The sequence below is a fragment of the Sphingosinicella sp. genome, from assembly GCF_013911755.1.
Taxonomy (GTDB): Bacteria; Pseudomonadota; Alphaproteobacteria; order Sphingomonadales; family Sphingomonadaceae; genus Sphingosinicella.
On record NZ_JACESP010000001.1, the window covers coordinates 160,843 to 174,228 of the forward strand.

Here is a 13,386-nt window from a genome sequence, read left to right on the forward strand (position 1 = left end):
TCTGTAGGCGTTTCTCTTTCATCGGCACTCCGACGCGACGGATCTTCATGGACGTTCTTCGGCATTTCGGTTTGAAGCATGTGCTGTTCCGGCAGGAACCGCATGGGCAACTCTATCTGCATCATGCCTTCGAGACGGCACTCTCGGAGATCGTGGACGCCGTGCTGGCGTGCGAGGCTGTAACGCTCACGGGCGCTGCGGGCATGGGCAAATCGCAGCTGCTTGCTGCGGCAGCGCGAGAGCTTGCCGCGCGCGGCGTGTCGGCGGCGAGCTTTGCCGGTCCCGCGCTCGTCGCGCAGGCCGATTTCACCAATCTCGATGCGATCTTCGTCGACGAGGCCGATGCCGCCGCGCCGCGCGTGCTGGATGCCGTGCTTGCCAAGGCCGCCCAGCACCGTGTCACCCCCGTGCTTGCCGCGCTCGACTCTTCGCGGATCGGCAAGCCGGGGCGGCTCGTAAGGCTGGCGCCGATGGCAGGCAGCGAGATCGCGGACTTCCTCGTTGATGCGTCTGCCGCTGCGGGCCGGCCGGATCTGTTCACGGTCGCCGCGCAGGAAGCGATCGTCGAGGCGGTCTCGGGCAATCCGCGCGTTCTGAAGCAGATCGCCGGCGCTGCGCTTCTGGAGGCGATGTTCGAGGGCGGGGTCGTCGTCGAGCAGCGCCACGTGCTCGCTGCGCTTGCCGCGCGGCCGCCGCTTCCCGCGGCGGAGCCGGATTACATGCTCGATGCACCCCAACGCGTGCCGCAGCGCCAGTTGCAACCCGAGCCCATCGTCGTCGCTGCACCGGAACCCGAAGCGCCCCAGCCGATGAAACCGTGGATGGCGGAAGAACCGCGCCGCCGCTTCGGCGCGCGCGGCTTCATTGCGGCTACGGGCGCACTCGGCCTGCTGATCGCGGCAGCGCTGGCTTATGCGGTCGATACCTTCGGGTGGGACCGGATCGCCGCGTTCCTGCACCTTCCCGATGCCGCGCGGTCCGCAACCAGCGAACTGCGCCCGGTCCTGCAAGGCCCCGCGCCGGGTTTCTCCGAACCCGAACTCACTGTCCTGCCGGACACCGGCGATATCATCGACGAGCCCGTCGCGCTCCCCGCGCTTACCGAGACGCTTTCGGATGGCAGCACGGTGGTGCCGCCGCCGGTGCCCGATGCCACGACGCCGGGCTACCGCCCGCCTTCAGCGACGCTGCCCACGATCTCGGCAGCCGTTCGCGCGGGCATCGCCAATCCCTCAGTCGGAAAAACGCGGGGCGCCGCCGCGGCACTGCCGCAGGAAGGCCCCGCGATCGAAGGCCGCGAGGCCCTCGCGGAGCCTCACGCACCTACCGTCGAAGCCACGCCGCTCCCTGCGATCGAGGATTAGCGCCGCCGAATCCCCTCGGCGATCATTTCGTTGGCGAGCGTCGCGACGGTTTCCGGGTCGGACGAAGCATCGAGCACGCAGTAGCGCAGGCCGAGGAAGACGTTGACGCCCATGATCGCCCAGGCGTGGGCCTCGCTCACGTCCTCGCGAATCTCGCCGCGCGCGGCGCCCACTTTCAGCCTGTCCAGGATGCGCTGCGCCGTGCCCTGATAGTGCTGCCGGTAACTTTCAGGGTCCGCGAACTCGGCCTCGTCGATGATTCGGTAGACCTCCTTGTGCTCGCGCGCGAACTCCAGGAACGCCGTCAGCGCCGCCCGCTCGCCTGAAAGCGTGTCCGTGGTGCGCGCGATCGCTTCGCCTGCGCGCGCGCCGACGCGGGCGGACATGTCGCGCACGAGCGCCCGGAAGATTTCATCCTTCGATTCGAAGTAAGTGTAAAAGCTGCCGAGCGCGACGCCCGCGCGCCGCGTGATCCCGCTGATAGATCCTTCGTGAAAGCCCTTTTCGCCGAATTCGATGGCGGCCGCATCCAGTAGCGCGCGCTGCGTTTTCCGGCCTCGCGCCGTCCGCGGCTCGCGGTCCACCTGTTGCGAATCTGCATCGGTCTGCATCGACCTCCCCCTTCTTCGTTCGCCGATCCATAATTCAATTTGAAAGGTGGTTCAACTTTCAGTATTGGCGATTCAACACAAGAGCCATCGGGCTCGGCCTTACAGCATTGGGGAGGAAGAATGCGCCGCATTTCGATTCATTCCGTTCTTGTCGCAACCACCGCGCTCGCCGCGTTCGCGCCGCTTCCGGCGTTCGCACAGGACACGGCCGTCAACGAGGTGCTGGAGGACGCGATCGTCGTCACCGCGCGCCGCCGCGAGGAGAGCCTGCAGGACGTGCCGATCGCCGTCACTGCGGTCAGCGGCGCCCAGCTCGAGCAGCAGGGTGCGCTCGACATCACCGAGATCGGCGAAAGCGCGCCGAACGTGACGCTCGAAGTCTCGCGCGGGACCAACACCACGCTCACCGCCTTCATCCGCGGCGTCGGCCAGCAGGATCCGGTGGCCGGCTTCGAGGCGGGCGTCGGTCTCTATCTCGACGATGTGTACCTTAACCGCCCGCAGGCCGCCGTGCTCGACATCTATGATGTGGAGCGCATCGAGGTGCTGCGCGGTCCGCAGGGCACGCTCTACGGCCGCAACACCATCGGCGGCGCGGTAAAGTACGTCACGAAGAAGCTCGATGCCGATCCCATGCTGCGTCTGCGGGGGACGCTCGGCACCGATGAGCAGGCGGACCTCGTCGTCACCGGCAGTATGCCGGTGGGCGACGGCACGCTCCGTCTCGGCGGCTCGCTCGCGCGTCTCAGCCGTGGCGGTTTCGGCAAGAATCTCACCACGGGTGACGACAACTACAACAAGGACGTCTGGGCCGGCCGCGCCACCGCCGAGATTCACGGCGATGCCGTGTTCGTGCGCCTGTCGGGCGACTACACCAAGGACAAGAGCAACCCGCGCGGCGGCCACCGCCTGATCGCGGGCATCGCCAGCGGTACGCCGGTGCTCGACGACGTGTTCGACAGCCGTGGCGCGCTTGATGATCCCAAGCAGGAAGTGAAGGCGTGGGGCACCACGCTGTTCGTGGAAGCAAACCCGTCCGATTTCGTGACGCTGCGCAGCATCACCTCCTACCGCAAGGACGACAGCGGCACCCCGATCGATTTCGACGCGCTGCCTGCCGTCGATGTGGACGTGCCCGCGACGTACAACAACAAGCAGCTCTCGCAGGAAATCCAGTTCCTCTACCAGAACGGCGGTTTCAGCGGCCTCATCGGCGGCTATTTCCTCGATGCGAACGCGAAGACGGCGTTCGACGTGCGCCTGCCGGGCGGCGTCACCGCGCTCACCTTCGGCGATGTCGATACCGAGACGTTCGCGATCTTCGGTGATTTCACCTACGATCTCAGCGATCAGTTCAGCGTGTCGGTCGGCGGCCGCTACACGTGGGACGAGCGCAGCTCCACGGTTCTCAGGCAGGTCTTCCTCGGCGGCGGCTCGCCGTTCTTCGGTGGCGGCGGCACACTCTTCGCCACCACGTCGAATTTCTCCGGCACCGCGAACTTCAAGGAGTTCACGCCGCGCGCCTCGGTCAGCTTCAAGCCGAGCGAGAACCACAACCTCTACGCAAGCTATTCGAAGGGCTTCAAGGGCGGCGGCTTCGATCCGCGCGGTGTCAGCACGGCGGCGCCGGACGCGAACGGCGACGGCGTCCGCAGCTATGACGAAATCTTCGATTTCATCTCGTTCGAACCTGAAACCGTCGACAGCTACGAAATTGGCTGGAAGGCTTCGCTGTTCGATCGCCGCCTCCGCTTCAGCCTCGCGGCGTTCCATGCTGACTACAAGGACGTGCAGATCCCGGGTTCGGTCGGCACCGTCATCGGCGGCCAGCAGACCTTCATCGGCGTGACGACGAACGCCGGCAAGGCGCGCATCCAGGGCGTCGAGTTCGAAGGCAACGCCGTGCTTGCGGAAAGCTTCGGCGCTGCGGACGATCAACTCAGCTTCAACTGGGCGCTCGGCTACATCAATGCCGACTACAAGCAGTTCATCGACAGCCGCGGTATCGACGTCGCCGATCGCCGCAACTTCCAGAACACGCCGGAATGGACGGCCGCCGGAACGCTCGCTTATTCGGTGCCGGTCGCTTCGGGCACGCTGAATGCGAGCACCACGCTCTCGTATCGCAGCAAGACCTATCAGTTCGAGCTGCCGGCCGAGGGCCTCGACCAGAAGGGCTACGCGCTCTGGGACGTCAGCCTTGTCTGGTCGTCGGATAGCGATCGCTTCAGCCTCGGCCTCCACGGCAAGAACATCCTCAACAAGGAATACATCACGTCGGGTTACGTGTTCCTCAGCCAGAACGCCGACACGGGTGCCTACAACCGCACGGGCGCGGGCGCGCTCATCCCGACGCTCGGCGCGGACGGCGTGCTCACGGCCTACTATGGCAACCCGCGCCAGGTGTTCGTCACGGCCGGGTACAAGTTCTGAACGGTTCCTCCACCAGCCTTGGCCCCGGCACGCATACCCGCGTGCTGGGGCTTCTTCTGCTGGTCTACACGTTCAACTTCATCGATCGGCAGATCATCGGCATCCTCGCCGGGCCGATCAAGGCGGACCTCGGCCTTTCGGACACTGAGCTCGGCCTCATGGGCGGGCTTGCCTTCGCGCTGTTCTACTCGGGCCTCGGCATTCCCATCGCCATCGCCGCCGACCGCATGAGCCGCAGCAACATCATCGCCGTCTCGCTCGGCCTCTGGAGCCTGTTCACCGCCGCCTGCGGACTTGCCGGAAACTTCTGGCAGCTGTTCCTCGCGCGGCTTGGCGTCGGGGTGGGGGAGGCGGGCGGCGTCGCGCCGTCCTATTCGCTCATCGCCGATTACTTCCCGCCCGATCAGCGCGCCCGCGCGCTCGCCGTGTTTTCGTTCGGCATCCCCGTGGGTTCGGCGCTCGGCGTCATGCTCGGGGGCTGGGTGGCGAGCACGGTCGACTGGCGCTTCGCGTTCATGGCCGTGGGCCTCGCCGGCCTCCTCATCGTCCCCATCTTCAAGCTCGGCGTGCCGGAGCCCGAGCGCGGCCGCTTCGATCCCCCCGCCGGAGAGCGCCCGCCGGTCCGGCGCGTGCTCGCCACCGTGGTCGGCAAGCCCACCTTCTGGTTCATTTCCTTCGGCGCATCGTGCAGCTCGATGTGCGGCTACGGCCTCATGTTCTGGCTGCCGTCCTATTTCGGGCGCAGCCTCGGGCTCGGCCTTGCCGAGATCGGCCTCTATATGGGCGCGATCCTGTTCTTCGGCGGCATCGCGGGCGTTTGGGCGGGCGGCTGGCTCGGCGACCGCCTCGGTCGCGCCAGCAAGCGCGCCTACGTGCTGGTGCCCGCAGCGGCCTTCGTGGTCGCGGTGCCCTTCTACACCGCGGGCATCCTGCAATCGTCGTTGATGGCGGCGTTCGTGCTGTTCCTCGTGCCGCAGGCGCTCGCATTGATGTGGCTCGGCCCCGTCATCAACGCCGTGCAGGGCCTCGTCCCGCCCACGATGCGCGCCACGGCATCCGCCTGCTTCCTCTTCGTCAACAACCTCCTCGGCATCGGGGCGGGCACGCTCTTCTTCGGGGCTGTGTCAGACCTCTACGGCAGCCGCTTTGGCGACGAATCGCTGCGCTACGCCATCCTCACCGGCCTCGGCTTCTACCTCCTCGCGGCGGTATTCCTCTGGCTCGCCTCTCGCCGCATCGAGCGCGACTGGCATCGTTTCACCTAACCAAGGCTTCGTATCCTCTCCCATCGAGGGAGAGGTTGGTCTGTATCCCCTCTCCCTTGATGGGAGAGGGAGGGGCCCGCCGCGAAGCGGTGGGAGGGTGAGGGTGGCTAAAAGTTAACGAAAGGTAAATTTCTACCTTGGCGGCGGTCGTTGCGATGCTATCAATACGCCATGCGCATTTTGCATCGGATCGGACGCCTGTTCAAAATCACCAACGGCTTCGAGGCCGGGGTGATCATCTACGCGCTCGCTCTTGGCGCCGCGTTGCGCGGTGAAGCGTATCTGAAGGCCTATCCGGGCGGCTTCGGCTGGGCGCTGTTTGCGGCGTGTCTGCTCGCCGTGCTCATGGCGGGGGCGGCGCTCGTCGATGGGGTTCGCGCGGCAAATCCGGAGCTGGCTGCCGAGCGGCGGCTCCTGCGCGTGACGCGCGCTGCACGCGGCCCACGGGGCTGACCGCAAGCCCGTCCGTTTTCCTTGCAAGCACGAAGTGGATGCCGCCGAGCGCGGGAAGCAGGCGCGTCAGCGGCCGGTCCAGCCATTTAAGGCCGCGCACCGGCGGCGCCACCAGCGCGGTCTTCCACGCGACGGGCTCGAACATCGCCTCGCGCAACAGCGCGCTGAGGCCGTTTCGGCCATAGGGCTGACCCTGTCCGAAGGGGGTCGATTCGAAATGCGTCCATACGCCCGCGCGGTTCGGCACGATCAGGATTAACTCCCCCGCAGGCGCCAGCACACGCCAGAGTTCGCGCAGCAGCTTCGGTGGATCGGCGAATTCGAGCGCGTGCACCAGCAGCGCCTGATCGAACAGCGCCTCCGTGAAGGGCAGATCGGTCTCGCGCGCGCTCACCGCGCAGCAAGGCCCCCGGCGCGGCCATGCCCGCGCGCCCTGATCGGCAGGCATCACCATGCACAGCCGCTCCACGCGCGCAGGGTCTAGGCCTTGCAGCAAAGGCGCGGGGTAGCCCATCGCAAGCAGCCGCGCCGAGGCATCGGTGCGGACGGCAGGGGCGACGATCTGCGCGAGCAGCCGTGCCGTCCGGCGCCCGTCGGCGTCCGCATAATAGGCCCTGAGCGTGTCCAGGCCCGGCCGCATCACGGTGCCGGTGCTACCGCTCCACGCACAGTGCGATGCCCATGCCGCCGCCGATGCAGAGCGTGGCAAGGCCCTTCTTCGCGTCGCGGCGCTGCATCTCGTGGAGCAGTGTCGTCAGGATGCGCGCGCCCGAGGCGCCGATCGGGTGGCCGATGGCGATGGCGCCGCCGTTGACGTTGAGCTTTGCAGGATCGAAGCCGAGTTCCTGCCCCACGCACAGCGCCTGCGCCGCGAAGGCTTCGTTCGCTTCGATGAGGTCGAGGTCGCCGACGCTCCAGCCCGCTTTCTCCAGCGCCCTGCGCGAGGCCGGCACCGGGCCGATGCCCATGATGGAAGGGTCGACACCCGCGCTCGCCCACGATGCGACACGCGCCAGCACCTTCGCGCCGCGCTTCGCCGCTTCGTCCGCCGACATCAGCACCAGTGCCGCGGCGCCGTCGTTGAGGCCGCTGGCGTTTGCCGCCGTCACCGTGCCGTCCTTCTTGAACGCGGGCTTCAGGCCCTGCAGGCCCTCAATGGTGGCACCCGCGCGGATATATTCGTCCTGATCCACAACGGTGTCGCCCTTGCGGCCCTTGATCGTCACGGGGACGATCTCGTCCTTGAAGCGGCCCGCAGCGCGCGCGGCCTCGGCCTTGTTCTGGGATGAAACCGCGAAGGCATCCTGCGCTTCGCGGTTCACCTGATATTTCTCGGCGAGATTCTCGGCGGTGATGCCCATGTGATAGCCGTTGAAGGCATCCCACAGCCCGTCCTTGATCATCGTGTCGACGAATTCGATCGCGCCCATCTTCTGCCCGGCGCGCAGGTGCTGCGCGTGCGGCGCGAGGCTCATCGATTCCTGCCCGCCCGCGATCATGATGCTGGCGTCGCCGTTCTGGATCGCCTGTGTGGCGAGCGCGACGGCGCGGAGCCCCGAGCCGCACACTTGATTGACGCTCCACGCCGGCGTTTCCTTCGCGATACCAGCGGCCATCGCCGCCTGCCGCGCCGGGTTCTGCCCCTGCGCCGCGGTCAGCACCTGCCCGAGGATCACTTCGGAGACCGCGTCCGGCTCCACGCCCGCCTCTGCAAGCGCGGCGGAAATGGCGATGCGCCCGAGTTCGTGCGCGGGGGTGTTCGCGAAGCTGCCGAGAAAACTGCCGACCGGCGTACGTTTTGCGGCGACGATGACTGCGTCCATGGGGAATCCTTTCCGATTTCCCGGCCTATGTAGTGCGCTTCAGCCCGTGAGCCAATCGGCGAGCGGCTGCCAGAGCTGCGCGCGTGCGCTTGATCCCACCATCATGCCGACATGCCCGGCATCGATCAGCCGTGTTTCACCGAAGGGCTCGACCGCGATCGCGGGTACCAGCCGGTCGCTCCGTGAGACGATGTTGAGCGTGGGTTTCACCGGCGGGCCGATCATTTCGCCGCCCACGCGCCAGCCGCCTTCGATGGGGACGTTGGCGCCGAAGAAATCCTCGAAGCATTCGCGCGCCGCCGGAATCGTCAGGGGGGCTCCGGTGTTCGCCCAGTCCTCGACCGCGACGAACAGCCGCGCGGCCTCCGAGGCCGGATCAAGGCCACCGAAGCGCTCATACTTCGCAATCGCGCCCGCCGGATCGAGCGACCAGAAGGCGGGCTGGACAAGGTCCATCGGCATTCCGCCGAGCGCGGGTAGGGAAGGCGCCACGCCCTGCCAGTACGCGGTGAGTTCCTGACGCCGCGCCGCCGGATAGCCCGCGAAGTCCCACGGCGCGGCGATCGTCGCCACGCGCCGCACCAGCGGGTGCGACGCGGCCGCGAGGGCCATCGTCCCGCCGAGGCAGTAGCCGACAAGTTCGAGCGGCTCGCCCACGCTATCCAGCAGCGGCCGCAGCCGCTCGGTCACGTACCCGCCCACGGAAAGCGCGGCCTCCGCCGCCCCGGGCGCCTGCCAGTCGACGAGCAGCGGCCGCACGCCGCGCCCCGCGAGATACCGCAGCAGCGATCGCTCCGCCGTCAGGTCGAGCACGTCGGCGGTGTTGACCAGCGAGGGCACGAACACGGCAGGCCGCCCGCTGCCGCCATAGTCGCGCAGCACTGCGCTGCCGCATGATGCGATCACCGGCATTTCGGGCAGATCGCGCTGCCAGCCGGATTGTTGATAGGCGGCAAGCGCACCGAGAAACCGTTCCATCCGCGCGCGGTCCGCGCCGATCGCCTGCCGGGCATGATCCAGGAACAAAGGCAGCGGATGCGGGCCGCGCGGGGCGCCCGATGCTGCGTGTTGCTGCGCAGCATCGCCGCGTGCTATGGCTTTCGCAACCGCAGCATCGAGGTCGTTCATGTCCGACGAAGAAACCAAATCCGACCCGATCATCATCAAGAAATACGCCAACCGCCGTCTCTATAACACCGGCTCGTCGAGCTACATCACGCTCGATCACCTCGGTGAGATGACGCGCGCGGGCGTCGACTTCAAGGTCGTCGATGCGAAGTCGGGGGAGGACATCACCCGCTCGGTGCTCACCCAGATCATCATGGAAGAGGAAAACCGCGGCCAGACCATGTTGCCGACGCCGTTCCTCCGCCAGCTGATCGCGATGTACGGCGATTCGATGCAATCGATGGTGCCGCCCTATCTCGAAGCCTCGATGGCCGCGCTGCGTCGCAATCAGGAACAGTTCCGCAAGTCGATGGCGGGCGCGTTCAATCCGTTCGAGACGATCGCCAAGCAGAACATGGCGATGTTCGAGGCCGCCGCCAGCATGATATCGGGCAAGACCCCGGCCGAAGGCGCGCCGCCCGCCGACGAGGCATCCGAACTCGCCGAGCTCAAGCGCGAAATGGCCGAGCTTCAGGCCAAGCTGGACAAGCTCGGGAAGAAGTAACGGGAAGGGGCGTCAGCGCCCCATCGCCAGGAACTTCGCCCGCCGGTCATCGCGCACGGCGTCGGCGCCCATGCCGTCCATCGTCGCGAGCTGTGTCTCCACGGCATCGCCCAGCATCTTGATCGCCGCTTGCGGGCTCCTGTGCGCGCCGCCCACGGGTTCAGGCACGATCACGTCGATCAGGCCCAGCCCTTTCAGATCCTGCGCGGTCTGCTTCATCGCCGCTGCCGCGTCCGCTGCCTTATCCGATGTGCGCCACAGGATGGAGGCGCAGCCTTCGGGCGAGATCACCGCGTAGACGGAGTGTTCGAGCATGATGATCCGGTTCGCGGTGGCGAGTGCTACGGCGCCGCCCGATCCGCCCTCGCCGACGATCGCCGCGACCATCGGTGTGCCCAGCTTCAGGCAGGCCTCCGTCGATCGCGCGATGGCTTCGGCCTGTCCGCGTTCCTCGGCATGGATGCCGGGGAACGCGCCCGACGTGTCGACGAAGCTGATGACCGGCAGTCCGAAGCGGTCCGCCATCTCCATCAGGCGCACTGCCTTGCGGTAGCCCTCGGGCTTCGCCATGCCGAAATTGTGCTTGAGGCGGCTTGCCGTGTCGGAGCCTTTCTCGTGCCCCATCACCATCACGGGTCGGCCCCGGAAGCATCCCGGTCCGCCGATGATCGCGCAGTCCTCGCCGAACTTGCGGTCGCCCGAAAGCGGCGTGAAGTCCGTGATGAGCGCGGCGGTGATGTCTTTCAGGTGCGGCCGCGCGGGGTGGCGCGCCACCTGCGTCTTCTGCCACGGCGTCAGCTTGGCGTAGATCGCCTTCAGCTGCGCCTCGACCTTGGCTTCCAGCTTCTTCACCTCGGCGTCGATGTTGACCGCGCCTTCGCCGGCCGACGCCTTCAGTTCCTTGATGCGCGTCTCCAGCTCGGCGACGGGCTTCTCGAATTCGAGATACGTAATCATCGCCCCCGCCTAATCGTCTTGGCGCGTGCCCGCAAGCGGATGCGCGCGGTTGACGAGTTCGACGAGGTGTGCGGACTGGACATGCGTGTAGATTTGCGTCGTCGCGATGTCGGCGTGGCCCAGCATAGACTGGAGCGCGCGAAGGTCCGCGCCGCCTTCCAGAAGATGCGTCGCGAACGCATGGCGCAGCACGTGCGGGGAAACGCGCAGCGGCGAGATTCCGGCAGCCGCCGCCAGAGTCTTGACGATCTGGAACAGCCGCACGCGCGACATGTGCGCATTGCCGGAGGGGAACAGATACTTTTCACCCGGCGTCAGCGTCGCCGCCCACGCCGCCACGGCCTCTCCGGCGCGCGCCGAAACGGGCACCATGCGTTCCTTGTCGCCCTTGCCCTTCAGCACCGCGTAGGGCGTGCCCGGCTTGATCGCCGCGCGCGGCAGCGAGACGAGTTCCGTCGCGCGCAGCCCCGATCCGTAGAGCAACTCGATGAGCGCCTTCAGCCGCAGCCCCGCCGGGCCGGACGCTGCCTCCTCCTCGACGACCGCGAAGATTCGGTCCACCTCCTCGCGCGACAGCGTCTTGGGCAGCGGCCGGCCTTTTGTGGGAGACGCGAGATCGCCCGCCGGATTGTCGCCCCGCAGCCCTTCGGAAACGAGGAACGCGAAGAAGCGCCGCACAGCCGAGAGCTTGCGCGCAAGGCTCGTCGCCGCAAGGTCGCGCCATTCGTGGATCAGCCGTTCGAGCGTTCGCGCGTCGGCCCCGGCAAGCCCGCCGGAAAGCGCCGCGCTCGCCTGCGCAAGGTCGCGGCCATAGGCGGCGATCGTGTTCGCTGCCGCGCCGCGCTCGGCGGCCATCATGTCGAGGAACAGCGCGATCGCGCGGGCGTCGTCGAGCGCGGTCAACGCCGCGTCACCGCCTCGATCGCCATCATCCGCGCCTCGCGCGTGAACCCCGCGCGATTGAGCGCCCCGACGACGACCGAAAGCTGCGCGGGAGACACGCCCGCCCAGTTCGATTGCAGCCCGACCCCCGCAAGGATCGCCACCTCGCCGCGCCGTTTTTCGAGCGCGGCCGCTGCGATCCGCCGCGTGTAGCGATTGTCGATCGCCTCGACGCCAAGGTCTTCGGCAAGGCTCTGCCAGTCGCCGTTGGGGTCAAGCGCCTGCATCGCGGCAGCGAACATCGCGGCCTTGCGGTCCCCGCGTTTACCCGAAAGCGAACCGTGCCACGCGCGCGCTTCATCGAGGTCGCCGTTCGCGATCCGCCCGGTCCGGTCGGCAAGCGCCAGATACGGCCACGCCGCGCGGCGCGCATCCTCCGGTCCGTCCGCCAGCACCGGCCACCACTTCAGCGCCTCGCGCACATATCCGGCCGAAAGCATCGATTCGATCAGCCCCGGCGCATCGTCCGCCTGCGCGGCGGCGGGCGGGATGCGCGCGGCGGCGGCGGCGGTGCGCACAAGCGCGCCGTAGCGTTCCTGCGGCGTTTTCGCGGCCTGCCAGATGCGCTGCATCGCGGCGATACGCTCCTCGGCATTGCGGCCTGCATAGGCGGCCCGGATGTCGGTGATCGCGTCTTCGCCTTCGGCGCCCGGCTCGATCGCGGCGATGCGCGCGGCGGCGAGCGCCGCGAGTTCGCGCGCCGAAGCGATGCCGTAGGCGGCGGCGATGGGCGCCGCCTTGGAGCGCGCGGCGATCGAAAGCCCCGGCGCGCGCATCATCCACCCGGAAAGCGCCACCGATGGATGCGCCACCAGCGGCTCGGGAATCTCGATTCCCGAAGCTGTCGCCAGTCCGAAGCGGTACGCACTCAGCGACTTCACCTCGTCCCAATCCACATTTGCACCGCGGCCTTCGCCGGTCACCACGGTTGCGGCGCGCTCGGCGAGCACGATGTCGATCATCGGCATGGCGCGGCGCGCGCGGAGCCGGTCGAACTGCGCGGCGGCGGTAATGTCGTCGCCTTCCAGCCCCGCGCAGATCGCGTTCGCGGCATCCCAGAACGGCAGCTTCGAAAACGCCTTCGCGTTGGGCGCGAGCGGGCAGAGCGCCGGAATGTCTCCAGCAGCGAGGTGGACCTGGCTCGCCACGGCATAGAGGCGCGGCGTGTAGCGATCGAGCGGCAACGCATCGACGAGCAGCTTGGCGCCGTCCACCTCGCCCATGCGCAGCAGCAGCAAGGCGCGCTCGGCGAGCCAGTCGGCGGGGCGCACGCCGCGCGGCGTCGGCACGCGCGAAAGCAGCGCGCGGCGCAGCAGGATATGCCCCCAGCGCGATGCGATCGGCGGCTTGGTGCGTTGCAGAAGGCCGTTCAGGAATCGGCCGTCGCTGTTCTGGAACGCGCCCACGCCGTATCCGCCGAGCCGCGCGGTGAGCGGCCCCGCGATATCGAAGCTGCCCGCACGCGTCGGTTCGGCGAAAGGATCGGCGGCAACTGGCGTTGCCGGGGCCGGTGCACCGGGAAGCCCGGGTACAGGGACGCCCTCAGGCGCGGCCGGGGTCTCGTCCGCGCCGGGCGTGGCAGGTGCGACCGGTCGCGGCGCTGGCGGCGGCGCTTCAGGCGGCGCCGCGCCGAACACGTCAGGCAGCAGCGACTTCGGGGCATCCTGCCCGGATGCCGCCGTTGCGATCAAAAGCGCGGCAAGGGCGGTGCTAGAGACCCAGCGTTTCATTCGAAACCGGTTGCTCCACGCGCGCAGTCGTGTGCGGAATATCGACGAACATCAGGATCACGCCGCCGATGACGACGACGGCGAGGATGATGACAAACAGCCAGAGTAACAGGCGGGACAATCGTATCTCCGGAGC

Annotated in this window: 12 protein-coding genes; 4 read left to right on the plus strand and 8 right to left on the minus strand. The window is 67.8% G+C overall.

The annotated features are described in order from the left end of the window. Nucleotides 1-47 precede the first annotated feature (47 nt). Nucleotides 48-1,364: a hypothetical protein gene (locus tag H2052_RS00890; protein ID WP_293776801.1), complete on the plus strand. Its 1,317-nt coding sequence runs from the start codon at nt 48-50 to the stop codon at nt 1,362-1,364. On the opposite strand, the gene H2052_RS00895 is transcribed toward H2052_RS00890, so the two are convergent. Continuing rightward, complete coding sequence (locus H2052_RS00895; protein WP_293776803.1) at nt 1,361-1,975, minus strand: TetR/AcrR family transcriptional regulator; 615 nt, start codon at nt 1,973-1,975, stop codon at nt 1,361-1,363. The genes H2052_RS00890 and H2052_RS00895 overlap by 4 nt on opposite strands. 120 nt (nt 1,976-2,095) lie before the next feature. Between H2052_RS00895 and H2052_RS00900 the strand changes: the two genes are divergently transcribed. Next, entirely contained in the window at nt 2,096-4,408 is a 2,313-nt protein-coding gene (locus H2052_RS00900) for a TonB-dependent receptor (protein WP_293776805.1), read from the plus strand. A gap of 41 nt (nt 4,409-4,449) precedes the next feature. Beyond that, nucleotides 4,450-5,673 (plus strand): MFS transporter, encoded by a 1,224-nt coding sequence (locus H2052_RS00905; RefSeq protein WP_293776807.1) that lies wholly within the window; start codon nt 4,450-4,452, stop codon nt 5,671-5,673. 343 nt (nt 5,674-6,016) lie between these two features. Here the strand turns inward: H2052_RS00905 and H2052_RS00915 are convergent, their stop codons facing one another. The 3 genes from H2052_RS00915 to H2052_RS00925 are packed head-to-tail and all read right to left on the minus strand — an operon-like array spanning nt 6,017 to nt 9,077. Then, nucleotides 6,017-6,835 (minus strand): class I SAM-dependent methyltransferase, encoded by an 819-nt coding sequence (locus H2052_RS00915; RefSeq protein WP_293776811.1) that lies wholly within the window; start codon nt 6,833-6,835, stop codon nt 6,017-6,019. Further along, nucleotides 6,780-7,949, minus strand: a complete 1,170-nt coding sequence (locus tag H2052_RS00920; RefSeq protein WP_293776813.1) for an acetyl-CoA C-acetyltransferase — start codon at nt 7,947-7,949, stop codon at nt 6,780-6,782. Before H2052_RS00920 ends, H2052_RS00915 begins: the two co-directional genes overlap by 56 nt. 39 nt (nt 7,950-7,988) lie before the next feature. Beyond that, entirely contained in the window at nt 7,989-9,077 is a 1,089-nt protein-coding gene (locus H2052_RS00925; RefSeq protein ID WP_293776815.1) for an alpha/beta hydrolase, read from the minus strand. Between H2052_RS00925 and phaR the strand changes: the two genes are divergently transcribed. Then, nucleotides 9,076-9,621, plus strand: coding sequence for a polyhydroxyalkanoate synthesis repressor PhaR (gene phaR, locus H2052_RS00930; RefSeq protein ID WP_293776817.1), 546 nt, complete (start codon nt 9,076-9,078; stop codon nt 9,619-9,621). The two genes, H2052_RS00925 and phaR, sit on opposite strands and share 2 nt — an antisense overlap. A gap of 12 nt (nt 9,622-9,633) precedes the next feature. Here the strand turns inward: phaR and H2052_RS00935 are convergent, their stop codons facing one another. Genes H2052_RS00935 through H2052_RS00950 form a run of 4 tightly spaced genes read right to left on the minus strand, consistent with a single transcriptional unit; the run spans nt 9,634 to nt 13,371 of the window. Beyond that, nucleotides 9,634-10,578 (minus strand): acetyl-CoA carboxylase carboxyltransferase subunit alpha, encoded by a 945-nt coding sequence (locus H2052_RS00935; protein WP_293776820.1) that lies wholly within the window; start codon nt 10,576-10,578, stop codon nt 9,634-9,636. A 9-nt stretch (nt 10,579-10,587) separates the two neighbouring features. Then, the gene (locus H2052_RS00940; RefSeq protein WP_293776822.1) at nt 10,588-11,481 is read right to left on the minus strand and encodes a tyrosine recombinase; all 894 of its coding nucleotides are present in this window, start codon (nt 11,479-11,481) and stop codon (nt 10,588-10,590) included. Next, nucleotides 11,478-13,250: a hypothetical protein gene (locus tag H2052_RS00945; RefSeq protein WP_293776825.1), complete on the minus strand. Its 1,773-nt coding sequence runs from the start codon at nt 13,248-13,250 to the stop codon at nt 11,478-11,480. The genes H2052_RS00940 and H2052_RS00945 overlap by 4 nt, the downstream gene beginning before the upstream one ends. Next, nucleotides 13,231-13,371, minus strand: a complete 141-nt coding sequence (locus H2052_RS00950; RefSeq protein WP_293776827.1) for a hypothetical protein — start codon at nt 13,369-13,371, stop codon at nt 13,231-13,233. The genes H2052_RS00945 and H2052_RS00950 overlap by 20 nt, the downstream gene beginning before the upstream one ends. Nucleotides 13,372-13,386: the final 15 nt, after the last annotated feature.

Excerpts from the sequence above, each read along its gene's own strand:
- H2052_RS00900 (WP_293776805.1), top strand. The coding sequence starts at position 2,096 with ATGCGCCGCATTTCGATTCATTCCGTTCTTGTCGCAACCACCGCGCTC.
- H2052_RS00945 (WP_293776825.1), bottom strand. The coding sequence starts at position 13,250 with ATGAAACGCTGGGTCTCTAGCACCGCCCTTGCCGCGCTTTTGATCGCA.
- H2052_RS00895 (WP_293776803.1), bottom strand. The coding sequence starts at position 1,975 with ATGCAGACCGATGCAGATTCGCAACAGGTGGACCGCGAGCCGCGGACG.
- phaR (WP_293776817.1), top strand. The coding sequence starts at position 9,076 with ATGTCCGACGAAGAAACCAAATCCGACCCGATCATCATCAAGAAATAC.
- H2052_RS00935 (WP_293776820.1), bottom strand. The coding sequence starts at position 10,578 with ATGATTACGTATCTCGAATTCGAGAAGCCCGTCGCCGAGCTGGAGACG.
- H2052_RS00925 (WP_293776815.1), bottom strand. The coding sequence starts at position 9,077 with ATGAACGACCTCGATGCTGCGGTTGCGAAAGCCATAGCACGCGGCGAT.
- H2052_RS00890 (WP_293776801.1), top strand. The coding sequence starts at position 48 with ATGGACGTTCTTCGGCATTTCGGTTTGAAGCATGTGCTGTTCCGGCAG.
- H2052_RS00920 (WP_293776813.1), bottom strand. The coding sequence starts at position 7,949 with ATGGACGCAGTCATCGTCGCCGCAAAACGTACGCCGGTCGGCAGTTTT.